A 15,867-nucleotide genomic window follows, 5' to 3' on the forward strand; every position below is an offset into this window, starting at 1 on the left:
ACGCGCGTGCGGCGCCACCGATTCAGCCGCGGGTGAGCACCGTCTGACGCGCGAACGCACCGACACGGCTGACGGCGTCTCGCAGTACGTCGGGCCCACAGCCGAAGTTCAGGCGCACGTGCCCGATGCCCTCCGTACCGAAGAACGGGCCGTGGTGGAGGGCGACACGGGAACCTTCTCGGATCGGGTCGGCTGGATCATCGCCCCAGCCGTACGCCGACACGTCGATCCACGCGAGGAATCCCGCGTCGGGGATGCGAAAGCGCGCCAGCGGAAGGTGCTCGGTCAGCAGCTCGCCCAACAGCCGCCGGTTGACATCGAGGCGCGCGAGCAGGCCGTCGAGCCAGGCATCGGATTCCGGCGAGAAGGCGGCGATCGCTGCGAGCGCGCCGAAGAGACCCGTGCGCCACTCCACCTCCCAGGGCAGTCCCCGAACGACGTCAGCGTTCGTCTCGGATGCCGTCACGAGCACGGCGCATTTCAGCCCAGCGAGGTTGTAGGCCTTCGACGCGCTCGTGACCGCGAAGCCGACGGCGGCGGCTTCCGGCGATGCTGTGAGGAACGGGGTGAAGACGACGTCGGCTGCCGCGAGGGGACCGTGGATCTCGTCGCTGATCACGACGGCGCCGTACCGGTGCGCGAGGGTCGCGAGCGCACGGAGCGATTCCAGCGAGTGCACGGTTCCCGTGGGGTTGTGCGGATTGCAGAGCAGAACGGCCCGCGCGCCCCCGGCGAGGGCTCGCTCGATGCCGTCGAGGTCGAGCTCCCAGGCCGTGCCGGTGTCGACGAGGGGCACCTCTTCGACGATGGCGCCCGCCTCGGCCACCGTGTCGAAGAACGGCGGATACACCGGAGGGTTGACGACGACGCGATCGCCCGGCGAGACCGTGGCGCGCAAGAGCTCGACGACGCCCATCATGACGTCCCCGGTCCAGCGGACCCGGCTCGGGTCGACCGTCCATCCCCATCGCCGCTGGGCGAACCCGACGAACGCCTCCGCGATACCGGGCTGCGGAGGCGTATAACCGGTGTCGCCGATCTCCACCGCGTCGCGCAGAGCCTGCGTGATGGGCTCCGCGAGCGCGAAATCGGTCTCCGCGACGAACATCGGGATGACGTCGTGCGGGTACGATCGCCATTTCGTGCTCGACCGTCGCCGCAGCGTCTCGAGCGGGAGGGCGTCGAGGGGCTGGATGCTCATTCCGCGAGCCTAGTCGCGGGTCCGGGCGCGCCGCCGGCAGGTGTCGCCGCATGACGAAAGCCCCCGTCTCCGCCGTCCGGCGGCCACGGGGGCTTGTCTGCGGAAGTCGTCAAATCGCGAAACCGAGGGCGCGCATCATGTCGCGGCCATCGTCCGTGATGCGCTCGGGGCCCCACGGCGGCATCCACACCCAGTTGATGCGGAAACGGTCCACGACGTTGTCGAGAGCCTGAGCCGTCTGCTCCTCCAGCACGTCCGTCAGCGGGCAGCCCGCCGAGGTCAGCGTCATGTGGATGATGAGAGCGTCGTTCTCGTCGTCCCACGCGAGGTCGTAGATGAGGCCCAGGTCGACGACATTGATCCCCAGCTCGGGATCCATGACGTCCTTGAGAGCCTCGGTGACCTCGTCGTACTTCTCGGGCGCGAGTGTTGCGGTCATGTAACGATCTTACGCGTCGACGGGGGTGTCGGCGTCGAGGAAGCGGTCGTAGCCCTCTTCCTCGAGTCGGTCGGCGAGCTCGGGGCCGCCCTCCTCGACGATACGTCCCTTGACCATGACGTGGACGAACTGCGGCTGGATGTAGCGCAGGATGCGGGTGTAGTGCGTGATCAGCAGCACGCCCAGGTCGGTGTCGGCCTTCGCACGGTTCACACCTTCCGAGACGATCTTGAGCGCGTCGACGTCGAGGCCGGAGTCGGTCTCATCGAGCACCGCGATCTTCGGCTTGAGCAGCTCGAGCTGGAGGATCTCGTGGCGCTTCTTCTCGCCGCCCGAGAACCCTTCGTTGACGTTGCGCTGCGCGAACTTCGGGTCCATGCGCAGGTTGGCCATCGCCTGCTTGACATCCTTGGTCCACGAGCGGATCGCCGGAGCCTCGCCCGCGACGGCCGTCTTGGCCGTGCGGAGGAAGTTGGTGACCGTGATGCCGGGCACCTCGACCGGGTACTGCATCGCGAGGAAGAGGCCCGCGCGGGCGCGCTCGTCGACGGACATCTCGAGGACGTCCTCGCCGTCGAGCGAGATCGAGCCGCCGGTCACGGTGTACTTGGGGTGTCCGGCGATCGCGTAGGCGAGCGTCGACTTTCCGGAGCCGTTGGGCCCCATGATCGCGTGGGTCTCGCCCGTGCGCACCGTGAGGGTGACACCGTTGAGGATCGGGGTGGCCCCCGCCTCGGTCTCGACCGTCACGTGCAGGTCGCGGATCTCGAGAACAGACATGTCGGGTTCCTTACTTCACTTCACATCGCGGGTCACGGCGGGGTCGATGAGGATGTCATCCCCGTCGATCGTGACCTCGTAAACGGGGACCGGCTCGTAGGCCGGAAGATTCAGGGGCTGGCCGGTGCGCAGCGAGAATGCCGAGCCGTGCGCCCAGCACTCCAGCGTGTCGCCCTCCACGAAGCCCTCGGCGAGCGAGATGTCGCCGTGGGTGCAGGTGTCGCCGATCGCGTGCACCTCGCCGTTGGCGTCGAGGACGACGGCCATGGGGACCTTGTCGATGACGACGCGCACCGCCGTGTCCTGCTCCAGCTCGCTGAGCTTCAGGACCTTCTGCGCGGTCACGCGCCGGCTCCGGCTGCGAGCTCGGCCTCGATGGCCCGCAGCAGCTCGTCCGCAAGCTCGTCCACGCCCATCTTCTGGACGATCTCGGCGAGGAATCCGAGCACGACCAGGCGGCGCGCCTCGGCCTCGGGGATGCCGCGCGCCTGCAGGTAGAACAGCTGCTGGTCATCGAACCGGCCGGTCGCGCTCGCGTGACCCGCGCCCTGGATGTCGCCGGTCTCGATCTCGAGGTTCGGGATCGAGTCGGCACGCGCGCCATCGGTGAGGACGAGGTTGCGGTTCGCCTCGTAGGAGTCGGTGCCCACGGCGTCGGGGCCGATCAGCACGTCGCCGATCCAGACGCTGTGAGCACTCTCGCCCTGCAGCGCACCCTTGTACAGGACGTCGCCGACGGTCTGGGGGCCCTTGTGGTGGAGGTACACCTGGCTCTCGAGGTGCTGGCCGGAGTCGGCGAACGACAGACCGTACATCCGCCCCTCGGCCCCGGAACCGGCGAGTTCGAGCGACGGGTTCACGCGGACCACCGCGCCACCGAGGCTCACCACGACGTGGGTGAGCGAGGCGTCCCGGTCGACGCGGGCCTGGTGCGCCGCGGCGTGGACAGCGTCGTCGTCCCAGCGCTGCAGCGACACGACCGTGAGGGCCGAGCCGTCGCGAGCGATGATCTCGACGTTCTGCGCGTGGGCGGCGGTCCCCTCGTGGCGGAGGATGACGGTGCCCCGCGCGTTCGGCATGGCTTCGATCACGACGTGCGCGTGGGCCAGGCCGCCGTTGCCGCGGAGGCTGACCACGACCGGCTCATTCAGCTCGACGCCTGCGGGGATCCGCAGCAGCGGCGCCTCGGCCTCTTGCGACCACGCGATGGCACTCGGCAGGTCCTCGGGACGGAAGACCTCGCCGCGGGGCGCGTCGCCGACGCGGAGCCGGGCCTGCTCGACCTCGGCGGGCGCGCTCACCTCGACCGAGACGACGCCGGTCGGGCCGGCCTCGTCGACCAGCAGCGGGGCCAACCGGTCGACGGGGGTGTGCTTCCAGTTGACCTCGCGGCCCGTCGGGGCGCCGAAATCGGCCGGGTCGTACGACGACGGCCGCTCGGACCGCGTCTGAACCGGAACGAATGCCGCTGCAGGGTCGATGTGGCCCTTCTCGCCGGTGGCGGGGGCCTGGGTGACGCTCGTCATATCAGCCGACGCTGCCTTCCATGCCCATCTCGATGAGCTTGTTGAGTTCGAGGGCGTATTCCATCGGGAGCTCGCGCGCGATCGGCTCGATGAAGCCGCGCACGATCATGGCCATCGCCTCGTCCTCGGGCATACCGCGGCTCATGAGGTAGAACAGCTGCTCCTCGGACACCTTCGAGACGGTGGCCTCATGCCCGAGCTGGACGTCGTCGACGCGGATGTCGATGGCGGGGTACGTGTCGGACCGCGAGATGGTGTCGACGAGCAGGGCGTCGCAGCGCACGGTGTTGGCCGAGTGATGCGCGTTCGCGTCGACCCGGACCTCTCCGCGGTAGCCGGCTCGGCCGCCGCCGCGCGCGATCGACTTCGAGACGATCGACGACTGGGTGTAGGGCGCCATGTGGATCATCTTGGCGCCGGCGTCCTGATGCTGACCGGGACCGGCGAAGGCGACCGACAGGGTCTCGCCCTTCGCGTGCTCGCCCATGAGGTAGATCGACGGGTACTTCATCGTCACCTTGGAGCCGATGTTGCCGTCGACCCACTCCATCGTCGCGCCTTCGTGGGCGACGGCGCGCTTGGTGACGAGGTTGTACACGTTGTTCGACCAGTTCTGGATCGTCGTGTAGCGAACGCGGGCGTTCTTCTTCACGATGATCTCCACGACCGCCGAATGCAGCGAGTCGCTCTTGTAGATCGGCGCGGTGCATCCCTCGATGTAGTGGACGTAGCTGTCCTCATCGGCGATGATCAGCGTCCGCTCGAACTGCCCCATGTTCTCGGTGTTGATCCGGAAGTAGGCCTGCAGCGGGATCTCGACGTGGACGCCCTTGGGGACGTAGACGAACGAGCCGCCCGACCACACGGCGGTGTTCAGGGCAGCGAACTTGTTGTCGCCTGCGGGGATGACGGTGCCGAAGTACTCCTCGAAGAACTCCGGGTGCTCCCGCAGGGCCGTGTCGGTGTCCATGAAGATGACGCCCTGCGCCTCGAGGTCCTCGCGGATCTGGTGGTAAACGACCTCGGACTCGTACTGGGCGGCGACGCCGGCGACGAGACGCTGCCGCTCGGCCTCGGGGATGCCGAGCTTCTCGTACGTCTCGCGGATCTCCTCGGGGAGGTCCTCCCACGACTGCGCCTGCTTCTCGGTCGAGCGCACGAAGTACTTGATGTTGTCGAAGTCGATGTCGCTGAGGTCGGCGCCCCACGTGGGCATCGGCTTGCGGCCGAACAGCTGATAGCCCTTCAGACGCGTCTTCAGCATCCACTCCGGCTCGTTCTTGAGGGCCGAGATCCCGCGGACCACGTCCTCGTTGATGCCGCGTTGCGCGACAGCGCCCGCGGCATCCGTGTCGTGCCAGCCGAACTCGTACACCCCCAGGCCTTCGAGTTCCGGTCGGTCGATCAGCACATCCGACATGACTTTCCTCCTCTTCGCACCGCAACGGTGTCATCCGTCCCGGCATTCCCGACTCCGACGGGAGTCACGTGGACGGGGATGCCGATTCGCGGGCCTGATGGACGCGGATGCCGCGCCTAGACTATGAGGGACGACGTGCACACGCGCCGCCATCCCGAACACACCCGATTCTACAGGCAACGCCCCCATCCGCGGGCCTGCCCGGAACGTACGAGGCGCGAATCGAGCGCCCCCGGAGGAGTCCGATGTCACTGGTCCGAACCCGCCCCGGACTCGTCGCGACGATCATGCCCGCCGCCATCACGCGATGGACGCGCGTCATGGGATGGCTTCTCGTCATCACGAACATCGGCATCGTCGGCACCGGCGGCCTCGTGCGGCTCACCGGATCGGGCATGGGGTGCGAGACGTGGCCGTACTGCACGGAGGGCTCGCTCACGCCGACGCCCGAGATGGGCATCCACGGTCTCATCGAGTTCGGCAACCGCACCCTCACCGGCGTGCTCGTCATCGTCGCCCTGCTCGCTTTCCTCTCCGTCGTCCGCCTTCGCGCGACGCGACGCGAGCTGCCCGTCCTGAGCTTCCTGGTCGGCCTCGGGATCATCGTGCAGGCCGTCGTGGGCGGCATCACGGTCTGGCTTCACCTCCACCCGAGCATCGTCGGGCTCCACTACCTCATCTCGGCGGCGCTTGTCGCGCTGGCGACAGCGTTCCTCGTGCGCGTCTATGCGACGCCCGGCCCGCGCGCGCGGATCGTGCCGCGGGCGTACGCCATCACCACGCACGTGACGACGCTCGCGGTGACCGTGACGGTCGTCGTCGGCATCCTCCTCACCGGAGCGGGGCCCCACGCCGGTGACGACGCCGCCGCCCGCAACGGCCTCGACCCGATCTTCTGGCAGCACGTGCACAGCTGGCCCGCATACATCACCCTCGTGCTGACGCTCGTCCTCGTGTCGGGCGCCATCCGGCTCCCCCGCACGACCGGCTTGCAGCGCTGGACGGGCCTCTTGCTCGGCATCGAGCTGCTGCAGATCGCGGTCGGCCTGTGGCAGGCGCGCACGGGCCTGCCGATCGCGCTCGTGAACATCCACATGGTGCTCGCCGTGGCCCTCGTAGCCGCGATGGTCGCCGTCGTGATGTCGCTGAAGGCTCCGCTGTCGAGCGTGGCGCCCGCGACCGAACGAGAGGTCGCGCACACAGAAGCCTCATAGGCTTCGGAAGGGGCACGCAGAGGTCGATCCCCCAGAGTGTTCGAGGCCGCCGACAGCGGTCGCGACACGAAGGAGCACCATGAGCGTTCACCCCCGCATTGTCCGCAGCATCCCGTTCTGGATCCTCGTTGCCGGATCGGTTGCCGCGATCGGCGGTGGCACCTACGTCCTGGTCGAGAAGCTCAGCCACATGGAGGCGACCATTCTCGACAACACCGCCACGGGTGTCGACGTCTACGTCGGCCAGATCTGGGGCGTGTTCGGCGGCATCCTCCTCGGCGCCGGCGTCGTCGGTCTGGCTCTGGCCCTCGCCACCGCGGCGCTGAGCTCGGTCTTCCCGCGGGAGCCGCGCCGCACCGCCGGAGAGCAGGATCGGCATGCAGCTGTGCCCGCCTCGGAGCATGTCATCTCGGAGCCCGTGGTCTCGGAGCGCGCGGCCTCGGAGCCGGCGGTCTCGACCGAGACGACCGCGGTTTCGGCCGCAGACACGACGGCGCCCGACCCGGCCACGACCTCGACCCTGGAGTCGCCGTCCAACGACCCGCAGCAGCGCTGACCCGCGCCGCCACACCCTCAGAACGGCCGTCCTCCGCGGCACTCGGGCTTCCCGGGTGAGGAGGGCGGCCGTTCTGCGCGCGCCAGCACTCGGGTCGACCCCAACCGGGTTCACCTGGCAGCTCGCGCCCCCACCCATGCGCTGAGGGGGCGCCCCTGCCAAGTGAGCCCAGCGACCCCGGGCCTGCAGATCCAGGTGGCAGCTCGCGCCCCTACCCACGCGCCGAAGGGGCCCCACCTGTCAAGTGAGCCCAGTGAGCCCAGCCGCGCGGGTGCGGCCTCAGAAGGGCAGCAGCGGGTCGACCGCGATGGCCACGAAGACCAGCGTCAGGTAGGTGATCGAGGCGTGGAACACGCGCATGGGGCGAGCCTGCTCGCCGCGGACGGCGCGGTTGTACAGACGGTGCGACTCGTAGAGGAACCACCCGCCGAAGACGATCGCCGAGACGGTGTACACGAGCCCCATCGGCGCCACCGGGATGAGCAGCAGCGAGCACGCGACGGTCGCCCACGCGTAGAGGATGACCTGAAGGCCGACCTGCGATCCGTTGCGGGTTGCGCCCAGCATGGGCACGTCGACCTCGTCGTAGTCGTTCTTGTACTTCATCGACAGCGGCCAGTAGTGCGGCGGCGTCCAGAGGAAGACGAGAACGAACAGGATGAGCGCCGCCCACGAGAGCGAGCCGGTCACGGCCGACCATCCGATCACGACCGGGAAACAACCCGCGATGCCGCCCCAGACGATGTTCTGCTCCGTGCGGCGCTTCAGGATCATCGTGTAGATCACGACGTAAAAGAAGATGGCGAAGACGCTGAGGGATGCCGCGACCCAGTTCGTCGTCACGGCGAGCCACACCGTGGATGCCACCGCGAGCGTCCACGCGAAGATCAACGCGCCGCGGGCCGAGACCTCGCCCGTCACGATGGGTCGGTTCTCGGTGCGCTTCATGTGCGCGTCGATGTCGCGGTCGAGGTACATGTTGAACGCGGCGGCGGACCCGGCGCTCATCGCGCCTCCGACGACCGTCGCGAGCACGAGCCAGAGATTCGGAAGACCGCCGGCCGCGAGGATCATGACCGGCACCGTCGTCACCAGCAGCAGCTCGAGCACGCGGGGCTTCGTGAGCGCGACATACGCGCGGACGGTCGCACCGAACGACGTGCCACGAGAGGTGTCGACGGAGGCCGAACCGGCAGTCGTCGTGATGTCCATCGCTCCCCGCATCTCACCGCTGTGAACCTGTCCAGTCTAGGGCATCCGCCGAGGAGGGCCTCCGCGGGGCCGCCCTACCACGACTGTCACATGACGACGTGCGCGCCCCGGCCGTCTGGCGTCCTCGCTATGCTGAGGTCATACGCGCGCCGGCGCCGAACCCCTCCCTTCCTGACTGCGGAGCGGCATGCGCAGGCGCTGCCTCTCGAGAAAGGCGACCGAGTGTCGGAACTTCGTTGGGACGAGATCGATCGGCGCGCGGTGGACACCGCCCGCGTCCTGGCCGCGGATGCGGTGGAGAAGGTGGGCAACGGCCACCCGGGTACGGCCATGAGCCTCGCCCCCGCCGCCTACCTCCTGTATCAGCGCGTGCTGCGGCACGACCCCACGGACACCGACTGGCTCGGGCGCGACCGCTTCATCCTGTCGGCGGGTCACTCCTCCCTCACGCAGTACGTGCAGCTCTACCTCGGCGGCTTCGGTCTCGAGCTCGATGATCTGAAGGCGTTGCGCACCTGGGGCTCACTGACCCCGGGACACCCCGAGTACGGCCACACCAAGGGCGTCGAGATCACGACCGGCCCGCTCGGCCAGGGCCTCGCCACCTCCGTCGGCTTCGCCTACGCGGCTCGCTACGAGCGCGGTCTGTTCGACCCCGAGGCGCCGGCCGGCACCTCGCCGTTCGACCACTTCATCTACGTGATCGCGAGCGACGGCGACATCCAGGAGGGCATCACGGCCGAGGCCGGATCGCTCGCCGGACACCAGCAGCTCGGCAACCTGATCGCGATCTACGACGCGAACCAGATCTCGATCGAGGACGACACGAACGTCGCCTTCACCGAGGATGTCGCAGCGCGCTACGAGGCCTACGGCTGGCACGTGCAGACGGTCGACTGGAAGAGCACGGGCGAATACGTCGAAGACGTCGCCGCCCTCTACTCCGCGATCGAGGCGGCGAAGGGCGAGACCGACAAGCCCTCCCTCATCGTCCTCAAGACGATCATCGGCTGGCCGGCTCCCGGCAAGCAGAACACCGGCAAGATCCACGGCTCCGCGCTCGGCGCCGACGAGCTCGCCGCCACGAAGAAGGTGCTCGGGTTCGACCCCGAGAAGAGCTTCGAGGTCGCCGACGACGTCATCAGCCACACCCGTTCCCTCGCCGAGCGCGCCGCAGCCGAGCGCGCCGAATGGCAGAAGTCGTTCGACGCCTGGGCCGAGGCCAACCCCGAGCGCAAGGCGCTGCTCGATCGCCTCGAGTCCGGCGAGCTGCCGGCCGACGTCTCGGTCCCGGCGTTCGAGGCGGGCAAGGCCGTGTCGACCCGCGCCGCGAGCGGTCAGGTCATCAACGCGCTCGCCGACCAGCTCCCCGAGCTCTGGGGCGGATCCGCCGACCTCGCCGAGTCGAACCTGACGACGATCAAGTCGGGCAAGAGCTTCATCCCCACCGAGTGGTCCACGCACGAGTGGTCGGGCGACCCGTACGGCCGCGTCCTGCACTTCGGCATCCGCGAGCACGCGATGGGCGCGATCGTCAACGGCATCGTCCTGCACGGCAAGACGCGCGCCTTCGGCGGCACCTTCCTCATCTTCAGCGACTACATGCGCCCCGCGGTGCGCCTGGCCGCCCTGATGAACATCCCGTCGATCTACGTGTGGACGCACGACTCCATCGCCCTCGGCGAGGACGGCCCGACGCACCAGCCGATCGAGCAGATCTCGTCGCTGCGACTCATCCCCAACTTCACGGTCGTCCGTCCGGCCGACGCCAACGAGACGGCGGCCGCGTGGCACGAGCTGCTGCGCCGCCAGGCCGGCCCCGCGGGCATCGCCCTGACGCGACAGAACATCCCGGTGTTCCCGCGCGGTGAGGACGGCTTCGCAACCACGGACGGCGTGGCGAAGGGCGCGTACGTGCTCATCGATGCCGAGGGCGGCCAGCCGGACGTCATCATCATCGCCACCGGTTCCGAGGTGCAGCTGGCTGTCGAAGCCCGCGAGGCTCTCGCCGCGGACGGCATCCAGGCCCGCGTCGTCTCGGCCCCCGCGCTCGAATGGTTCGCCGAGCAGGACGAGGCGTACCGCGAGTCGGTGCTGCCCGCAGCCGTCCGTGCGCGCGTCTCCGTCGAGGCCGGTGCCACCCCGCTGTGGCGCTCCATCGTCGGCGACACCGGACGCTCGGTCGGCATCGACCACTTCGGCGCTTCGGCCGACTACCAGACCCTGTTCGAGAAGTTCGGAATCACCACCGAGGCCGTCGTCGCGGCCGCCCGCGCAACCGTTGAGGAGAACAACGCATGAGCACGCCCACCCAGGACCTCTCCGACGCCGGCGTCAGCATCTGGCTCGACGACCTGTCGCGTCAGCGCATCACGACCGGCAACCTGCAGGAGCTCATCGACACCCGCAACGTCGTCGGCGTGACGACGAACCCCTCGATCTTCCAGGCCGCCATCAGCGCGGGCGTCGGATACGAGGAGGCCATCGAGGCGCAGGCCAAGGCCGGAGCCTCCACCGACGACACGATCTTCGAGCTGACGACGACGGACGTGCGCAACGCGTCCGACATCTTCCGCCCGATCTTCGACCAGACGGGCGGCGTCGACGGTCGCGTGTCGATCGAGGTCTCCCCCGACCTCGCGCACGACACCGACGCCACCATCGCCGAGGCCAAGAAGCTCGCTGCCGCGGTCGACCGCCCGAACGTCCTGATCAAGATCCCCGCGACCAAGGCCGGCCTGCCCGCGATCACCGAGGTCATCGCAGCCGGCATCAGCGTCAACGTCACGCTGATCTTCTCGCTCGAGCGCTACAGCGAGGTCATCGACGCCTACCTCGCCGGCCTGGAACGCGCCCGCGAGGCGGGCATCGACCTCGGTGGCATCCACTCGGTCGCGTCGTTCTTCGTCTCGCGTGTGGACACCGAGGTCGACAAGCGCCTCACGGCGATCGGATCGGATGCCGCGAACGAGCTGAAGTCGCTCGCCGGTGTCGCCAACGCGCGCCTGGCTTACGAGCTCTTCGAGAAGAAGTTCGCCGAGCAGCGCGCCCAGGACCTCGTCGCCGCCGGCGCGAACCTGCAGCGTCCGCTGTGGGCCTCGACCGGTGTCAAGGACCCCGCGCTGCCGGACACCCTCTACGTCACCGAGCTCGTCGCCCCCGGCACCGTCAACACGATGCCCGAGAAGACCCTCGAGGCGACCTTCGACCACGGTGTGATCTCCGGCGACACCGTCACCGGAGCCTACGAGGCCGCGCACAAAGTCTTCGCCGACCTCGCCGAGGTGGGAATCGACCTCGAAGACGTCACCCAGTTGCTGGAGGACGAGGGCGTCGACAAGTTCATCGCGTCGTGGCACGACCTGCAGGGCACGGTGACGGCGGCTCTGGAGAGCGCCCGTTGAGCTTCGAGATCCACGTCTCGGGGCACGTCTCCGACGTCGTCGAGAAGACCGTGCCCCGACTCGTGACCGATCTAGTGGCGAGCGGCATCACCGCCGGTGACGCCGACCTGTGGGGTCCTGATGCCGCCGCCGAGGCGTCCCACCGACTCGGCTGGGTGCAGGCCGTCACCGTGTCGCGTCCGCTCGTCGCCGAGATCGAGGCGCTGCGCTCCGAGCTCCTCGGCCGGGGTATCACGCGCGTCGTGCTGGCCGGGATGGGTGGCTCGTCGCTCGCTCCCGAGGTCATCGCCCGCACGCACGGTGTGCCGCTGACGATCCTCGACTCCACCGCCCCCGGGCAGGTCCTGGCGGCCATCGACGGCGACCCGGAGACAGGCGGTCTCGCCGAGACCGTCCTCGTCGTCTCCTCGAAGTCGGGTTCGACGGTCGAGACCGATTCGGCGCGTCGCGCCTTCGCTGCGGCGTGGAGCGATCTCGGTATCGATCCGGCCGATCGCATCGTCGTCGTCACCGACCCGGGCTCTCCGCTCGAGCACGAGGCGCGCGAAGCGGGACACCGGGTGTTCACCGCCGACCCGACGGTCGGAGGGCGCTATTCGGCGCTCACGGCCTTCGGCCTCGTGCCGGCGGGATTGGCGGGGGCCGACATCGGGCAGCTGCTCGACGAAGCCGACGCGACCCTGCTCGAAGTGGCCGTGGACGACCCGCGCAACCCCGCTCTCGTGCTCGCCGCGGCGATCTCGGGCGGCGAACCGCGCCGCGACAAGCTGGCCCTCATCAGCGACGGGACCCACATCGTGGGACTCCCCGATTGGATCGAGCAGCTGGTCGCCGAATCGACCGGGAAGGCCGGCACCGGCATCCTGCCCGTCGTCGCCACCCCGCTCTCCCCCGAGCTCGACCTCCTTCCCGATGACCTGCAGGTCGTGCGACTCGTCGGCGACGCGGTCCACTTCCAGATCCTCGAGCAGCACCCCGGCGAGGTGCTCGTCAGCGGTTCCCTGGGCGCTCAGTTCCTGGTGTGGGAGTACGCCACAGCGATTGCCGGTCGCCTGCTCGGGATCAACCCCTTCGACCAGCCCGACGTCGAGGCGGCGAAGACCGCCGCGCGTGGCCTGCTCGATGCGCAGCCCGCGTCGACCGCGCCGCTGTTCGTCGAGGACGGCGTCGAAGTGCGGGTGTCCGATCCCGCCCTCGCGGCGGATCGCACGCTCGCGGGGGTCCTCGCGAATCTGTGGCGGGTCGTCCCGGCCGACGGATACGTCGCAGTCCAGGCCTATGTCGATCGCACCGCCGTGCCGCAGCTGGCCGGCGTGCGCGAACTGATCGCCGCCGACTCCGGCCGCCCCACCACGTTCGGGTGGGGACCGCGGTTCCTGCACTCGACCGGTCAGTACCACAAGGGCGGCCCCGCGAACGGCGTGTTCGTCCAGATCACCGAGCGCACGGACGTCGACCTCGAGATTCCGGGTCGTCCCTTCACGTTCGGCCGTCTGATCGAAGCGCAGGCCTCCGGCGACGCCGCGGTCCTCGCCGAGCGCGGCCGCCCCGTCGTGACGCTCACCCTGACGGACCCCGCGACCGAGGTCCTCACCCTTTTCGAAGCCGCCCAGTAGGAAGACCCCTCCCATGACCGTGGAGATCTCGCGCGCCCACAACCCTCTGCGCGATCCCGACGACCGCCGCTTGAACCGCATCGCAGGGCCCAGCGCTCTCGTGATCTTCGGCGTCACCGGCGACCTGTCGCGCAAGAAGCTCATGCCCGCCGTCTACGACCTCGCCAACCGCGGGTTGCTGCCCCCCGGGTTCGCCCTGGTCGGCTTCGCCCGACGCGACTGGGAGGACCAGGACTTCGCGGAGGTCGTGCACTCGGCGGTGAAACAGTACGCGCGCACGCCGTTCCGCGAGGAGACCTGGAAGCAGCTCCTCCAGGGCATCCGCTTCGTCTCCGGCGAGTTCGGCGACGCCGATGCTTTCCGTCGACTCCGCGAGACGGTCGAGAAGCTCGATGTCGATCGCGGGACGATGGGGAACCACGCGTTCTACCTGTCGATCCCGCCGAAGGACTTCCCGATCGTCGCGAAGCAGCTCAAGGACTCCGGCCTGGTCGACGAGCACGCGGATGCCGACACCTGGCGCCGCGTGGTCATCGAGAAGCCGTTCGGCAGCGATCTGAAGACGGCCCGCGAACTCAACGAGGCGCTCGAGGTGGCCTTCCCGGCCGACTCGATCTTCCGGATCGACCACTACCTCGGCAAGGAGACGGTGCAGAACATCCTCGCACTGCGCTTCGCGAACGAGCTGTTCGAGCCGATCTGGAATGCGAACTACGTCGACCACGTGCAGATCACGATGGCCGAAGACATCGGCGTCGGCGGGCGTGCGGGATACTACGACGGCATCGGCGCAGCGCGCGACGTCATCCAGAACCACCTTCTCCAGCTCCTCGCCCTCACCGCGATGGAAGAGCCCATCTCGATGGAGGCCAACCACCTGCGGGCCGAGAAGGAGAAGGTGCTCGCCGCTGTCCAGCTGCCGGCCGATCTCTCGACCGCGACCGCCCGCGGACAGTACGCCGGCGGGTGGCAGGGCGGCGAAGAGGTCACCGGCTTCCTCGACGAGGACGGGATGAATCCCGAGTCGACGACCGAGACCTACGCCGCCATAAAGGTCGACATCGCCACGCGCCGCTGGGCAGGTGTGCCGTTCTACCTCCGGACGGGCAAGCGTCTGGGCCGCCGCGTGACCGAGATCGCGGTCGTGTTCAAGCGGGCCCCGCAGCATCTGTTCCTGCGCAATCAGACGACGGAGCTCGGCCAGAACGCCCTGGTGATTCGCGTCCAACCCGACGAGGGCGTCACGATCCGATTCGGCTCCAAGGTGCCGGGGGCCGCCACCGAGGTCCGCGACGTCACGATGGACTTCGGCTACGGCCACGCCTTCACCGAATCCAGCCCCGAGGCATACGAGCGGCTCATCCTCGATGTCCTCCTGGGCGATCCGCCGCTCTTCCCGCGGCACGAAGAGGTCGAGCTCTCGTGGCGCATCCTCGACCCCGTCGAGGAGTTCTGGGCGAAGCAGGGCGGTCCGCTCGAGCAGTACGCGCCCGGCTCCTGGGGCCCCACTTCCGCAGATGAACTGCTGGCCCGCGACGGCCGCGTCTGGAGGCGTCCATGATCGTCGATCTGCCCGACACGACCGTGTCGAAGATCGCCCGCGAACTCGTCAACGTGCGCGAGGAGGGCGGTGCCGTCGCCCTCGGACGCGTCCTGACACTCGTCATCGCGACGTCGCACGGGCTCGAAGAAGACGCGATCGAGGCGGCCAACGACGCCTCGCGCGAGCACCCGATGCGCGTGATCGTGCTGATCACCGATGCGAAGGGCGAATCGAAGCTCGACGCGCAGATCCGGGTAGGTGGCGACGCCGGTGCAAGCGAGGTCGTGGTCCTGCGCGCCAGCGGTGGCGCAGCGAGCAACGACGAGGCTCTCATCACCGGCCTCCTGCTGCCCGATGCGCCTGTTGTGGCCTGGTGGCCCGACCACCCGCCCGCAGACCCGTCGCAGTCCCCCATCGGCCGTATCGCGCAGCGGCGGATCACCGACGCCGCCACGCTGCCCTACGACAGTGGACGGCTCGCCGCGCTGGGCGACGGCTACGCGCCCGGAGACACCGATCTCGCGTGGACACGCCTGACGCACTGGCGCGAGCAGCTCGCGGCCGTCCTCGACCAGCCTCCCTACGAGCCGGTGACCGAGGTCGAGGTCGTCGGCAGCGGCAGCTCGCCGTCGACAGGACTGCTCGCCGCCTGGCTGTGCTTGATGCTCGATGTACCGGTGAACTGGCAGTACGCTCCCCGCGACGAGTGGGAGCACGGCATCCGCAGTGTCCGCCTCAAGCGGCCGAGCGGTGACGTCCTGCTCGAGCGCACGACGACCGTCGACGCGACGCTGACCCAGCCGGGCCAGCCCTCGCACGATCTCGTCCTCCCCCGTCGGACGCTCCGCGAATGCCTCGCGGAAGAGCTCCGCCGCCTCGGGCCCGACGTCCTGTACGGCCGGGTCATCACGGACGGCTGGGCGCGGCTCCACCGCTCGCCTGCCGGAGACGCCTGA

General features: G+C 69.0%; 14 protein-coding genes. 7 read left to right on the forward strand and 7 right to left on the reverse strand.

Translation table 11 applies throughout. The features are described from left to right. Positions 1–22: 22 nt before the first annotated feature. The 6 genes from ABIC53_RS06950 to sufB form a co-directional block, all read right to left on the reverse strand. Positions 23–1,201, reverse strand: a complete 1,179-nt coding sequence (locus ABIC53_RS06950; RefSeq protein WP_274177661.1) for a MalY/PatB family protein — start codon at positions 1,199–1,201, stop codon at positions 23–25. 109 nt (positions 1,202–1,310) lie between these two features. Beyond that, a complete protein-coding gene (locus ABIC53_RS06955) occupies positions 1,311–1,640 on the reverse strand; it encodes a metal-sulfur cluster assembly factor (RefSeq protein ID WP_023951434.1) in 330 nt (109 codons plus the stop codon). A gap of 9 nt (positions 1,641–1,649) precedes the next feature. Beyond that, positions 1,650–2,420 (reverse strand): Fe-S cluster assembly ATPase SufC, encoded by a 771-nt coding sequence (gene sufC / locus ABIC53_RS06960; RefSeq protein ID WP_112614050.1) that lies wholly within the window; start codon positions 2,418–2,420, stop codon positions 1,650–1,652. A 15-nt stretch (positions 2,421–2,435) separates the two neighbouring features. Further along, positions 2,436–2,765 (reverse strand): non-heme iron oxygenase ferredoxin subunit, encoded by a 330-nt coding sequence (locus ABIC53_RS06965; protein ID WP_112614048.1) that lies wholly within the window; start codon positions 2,763–2,765, stop codon positions 2,436–2,438. Continuing rightward, complete coding sequence (gene sufD / locus ABIC53_RS06970; RefSeq protein WP_274177660.1) at positions 2,762–3,946, reverse strand: Fe-S cluster assembly protein SufD; 1,185 nt, start codon at positions 3,944–3,946, stop codon at positions 2,762–2,764. The genes ABIC53_RS06965 and sufD overlap by 4 nt, the downstream gene beginning before the upstream one ends. A 1-nt stretch (position 3,947) precedes the next feature. Further along, positions 3,948–5,366, reverse strand: a complete 1,419-nt coding sequence (gene sufB, locus ABIC53_RS06975; protein WP_023951442.1) for a Fe-S cluster assembly protein SufB — start codon at positions 5,364–5,366, stop codon at positions 3,948–3,950. 245 nt (positions 5,367–5,611) lie between these two features. Here sufB and ABIC53_RS06980 point away from each other — a divergent pair, with 245 nt between their 5' ends. Both ABIC53_RS06980 and ABIC53_RS06985 read left to right on the forward strand, forming a co-directional pair. Further along, positions 5,612–6,580 carry a COX15/CtaA family protein gene (locus tag ABIC53_RS06980; protein WP_354450839.1) on the forward strand — a complete coding sequence of 323 codons (969 nt, stop codon included), beginning with the start codon at positions 5,612–5,614 and terminating at the stop codon, positions 6,578–6,580. Positions 6,581–6,659: 79 nt separating this feature from the next. Next, positions 6,660–7,136: a dinucleotide-utilizing enzyme gene (locus ABIC53_RS06985; RefSeq protein WP_112614042.1), complete on the forward strand. Its 477-nt coding sequence runs from the start codon at positions 6,660–6,662 to the stop codon at positions 7,134–7,136. A 279-nt stretch (positions 7,137–7,415) separates the two neighbouring features. Here the strand turns inward: ABIC53_RS06985 and ABIC53_RS06990 are convergent, their stop codons facing one another. After that, on the reverse strand, positions 7,416–8,348 hold the full coding sequence (locus ABIC53_RS06990) for a heme o synthase (RefSeq protein WP_112615075.1): 933 nt from the start codon (positions 8,346–8,348) through the stop codon (positions 7,416–7,418). A 222-nt stretch (positions 8,349–8,570) separates the two neighbouring features. Here ABIC53_RS06990 and tkt point away from each other — a divergent pair, with 222 nt between their 5' ends. Genes tkt through ABIC53_RS07015 form a run of 5 tightly spaced genes read left to right on the forward strand, consistent with a single transcriptional unit; the run spans position 8,571 to position 15,867 of the window. Further along, complete coding sequence (tkt, locus tag ABIC53_RS06995) at positions 8,571–10,649, forward strand: transketolase (RefSeq protein WP_112614040.1); 2,079 nt, start codon at positions 8,571–8,573, stop codon at positions 10,647–10,649. Continuing rightward, the gene (gene tal / locus ABIC53_RS07000; protein WP_274177656.1) at positions 10,646–11,752 is read left to right on the forward strand and encodes a transaldolase; all 1,107 of its coding nucleotides are present in this window, start codon (positions 10,646–10,648) and stop codon (positions 11,750–11,752) included. Before tkt ends, tal begins: the two co-directional genes overlap by 4 nt. Continuing rightward, the gene (locus ABIC53_RS07005; RefSeq protein ID WP_274178021.1) at positions 11,749–13,368 is read left to right on the forward strand and encodes a glucose-6-phosphate isomerase; all 1,620 of its coding nucleotides are present in this window, start codon (positions 11,749–11,751) and stop codon (positions 13,366–13,368) included. The genes tal and ABIC53_RS07005 overlap by 4 nt, the downstream gene beginning before the upstream one ends. Before the next feature lie 13 nt (positions 13,369–13,381). After that, complete coding sequence (zwf, locus tag ABIC53_RS07010) at positions 13,382–14,929, forward strand: glucose-6-phosphate dehydrogenase (RefSeq protein ID WP_112614034.1); 1,548 nt, start codon at positions 13,382–13,384, stop codon at positions 14,927–14,929. Then, positions 14,926–15,867, forward strand: a complete 942-nt coding sequence (locus ABIC53_RS07015; RefSeq protein WP_112614032.1) for a glucose-6-phosphate dehydrogenase assembly protein OpcA — start codon at positions 14,926–14,928, stop codon at positions 15,865–15,867. Before zwf ends, ABIC53_RS07015 begins: the two co-directional genes overlap by 4 nt.

It is taken from the genome of Microbacterium sp. 1262, assembly GCF_040544895.1.
GTDB lineage: Bacteria > Actinomycetota > Actinomycetes > Actinomycetales > Microbacteriaceae > Microbacterium > Microbacterium plantarum.

What these genes read in the sequence shown, in the direction of transcription:
- ABIC53_RS06980 (WP_354450839.1), top strand. Translation starts at nt 5,612, where the DNA reads ATGTCACTGGTCCGAACCCGCCCCGGACTCGTCGCGACGATCATGCCC.
- ABIC53_RS07015 (WP_112614032.1), top strand. Translation starts at nt 14,926, where the DNA reads ATGATCGTCGATCTGCCCGACACGACCGTGTCGAAGATCGCCCGCGAA.
- ABIC53_RS06950 (WP_274177661.1), bottom strand. Translation starts at nt 1,201, where the DNA reads ATGAGCATCCAGCCCCTCGACGCCCTCCCGCTCGAGACGCTGCGGCGA.
- sufD (WP_274177660.1), bottom strand. Translation starts at nt 3,946, where the DNA reads ATGACGAGCGTCACCCAGGCCCCCGCCACCGGCGAGAAGGGCCACATC.
- sufC (WP_112614050.1), bottom strand. Translation starts at nt 2,420, where the DNA reads ATGTCTGTTCTCGAGATCCGCGACCTGCACGTGACGGTCGAGACCGAG.
- zwf (WP_112614034.1), top strand. Translation starts at nt 13,382, where the DNA reads ATGACCGTGGAGATCTCGCGCGCCCACAACCCTCTGCGCGATCCCGAC.
- ABIC53_RS06990 (WP_112615075.1), bottom strand. Translation starts at nt 8,348, where the DNA reads ATGGACATCACGACGACTGCCGGTTCGGCCTCCGTCGACACCTCTCGT.
- sufB (WP_023951442.1), bottom strand. Translation starts at nt 5,366, where the DNA reads ATGTCGGATGTGCTGATCGACCGACCGGAACTCGAAGGCCTGGGGGTG.
- ABIC53_RS06955 (WP_023951434.1), bottom strand. Translation starts at nt 1,640, where the DNA reads ATGACCGCAACACTCGCGCCCGAGAAGTACGACGAGGTCACCGAGGCT.
- tal (WP_274177656.1), top strand. Translation starts at nt 10,646, where the DNA reads ATGAGCACGCCCACCCAGGACCTCTCCGACGCCGGCGTCAGCATCTGG.
- ABIC53_RS06985 (WP_112614042.1), top strand. Translation starts at nt 6,660, where the DNA reads ATGAGCGTTCACCCCCGCATTGTCCGCAGCATCCCGTTCTGGATCCTC.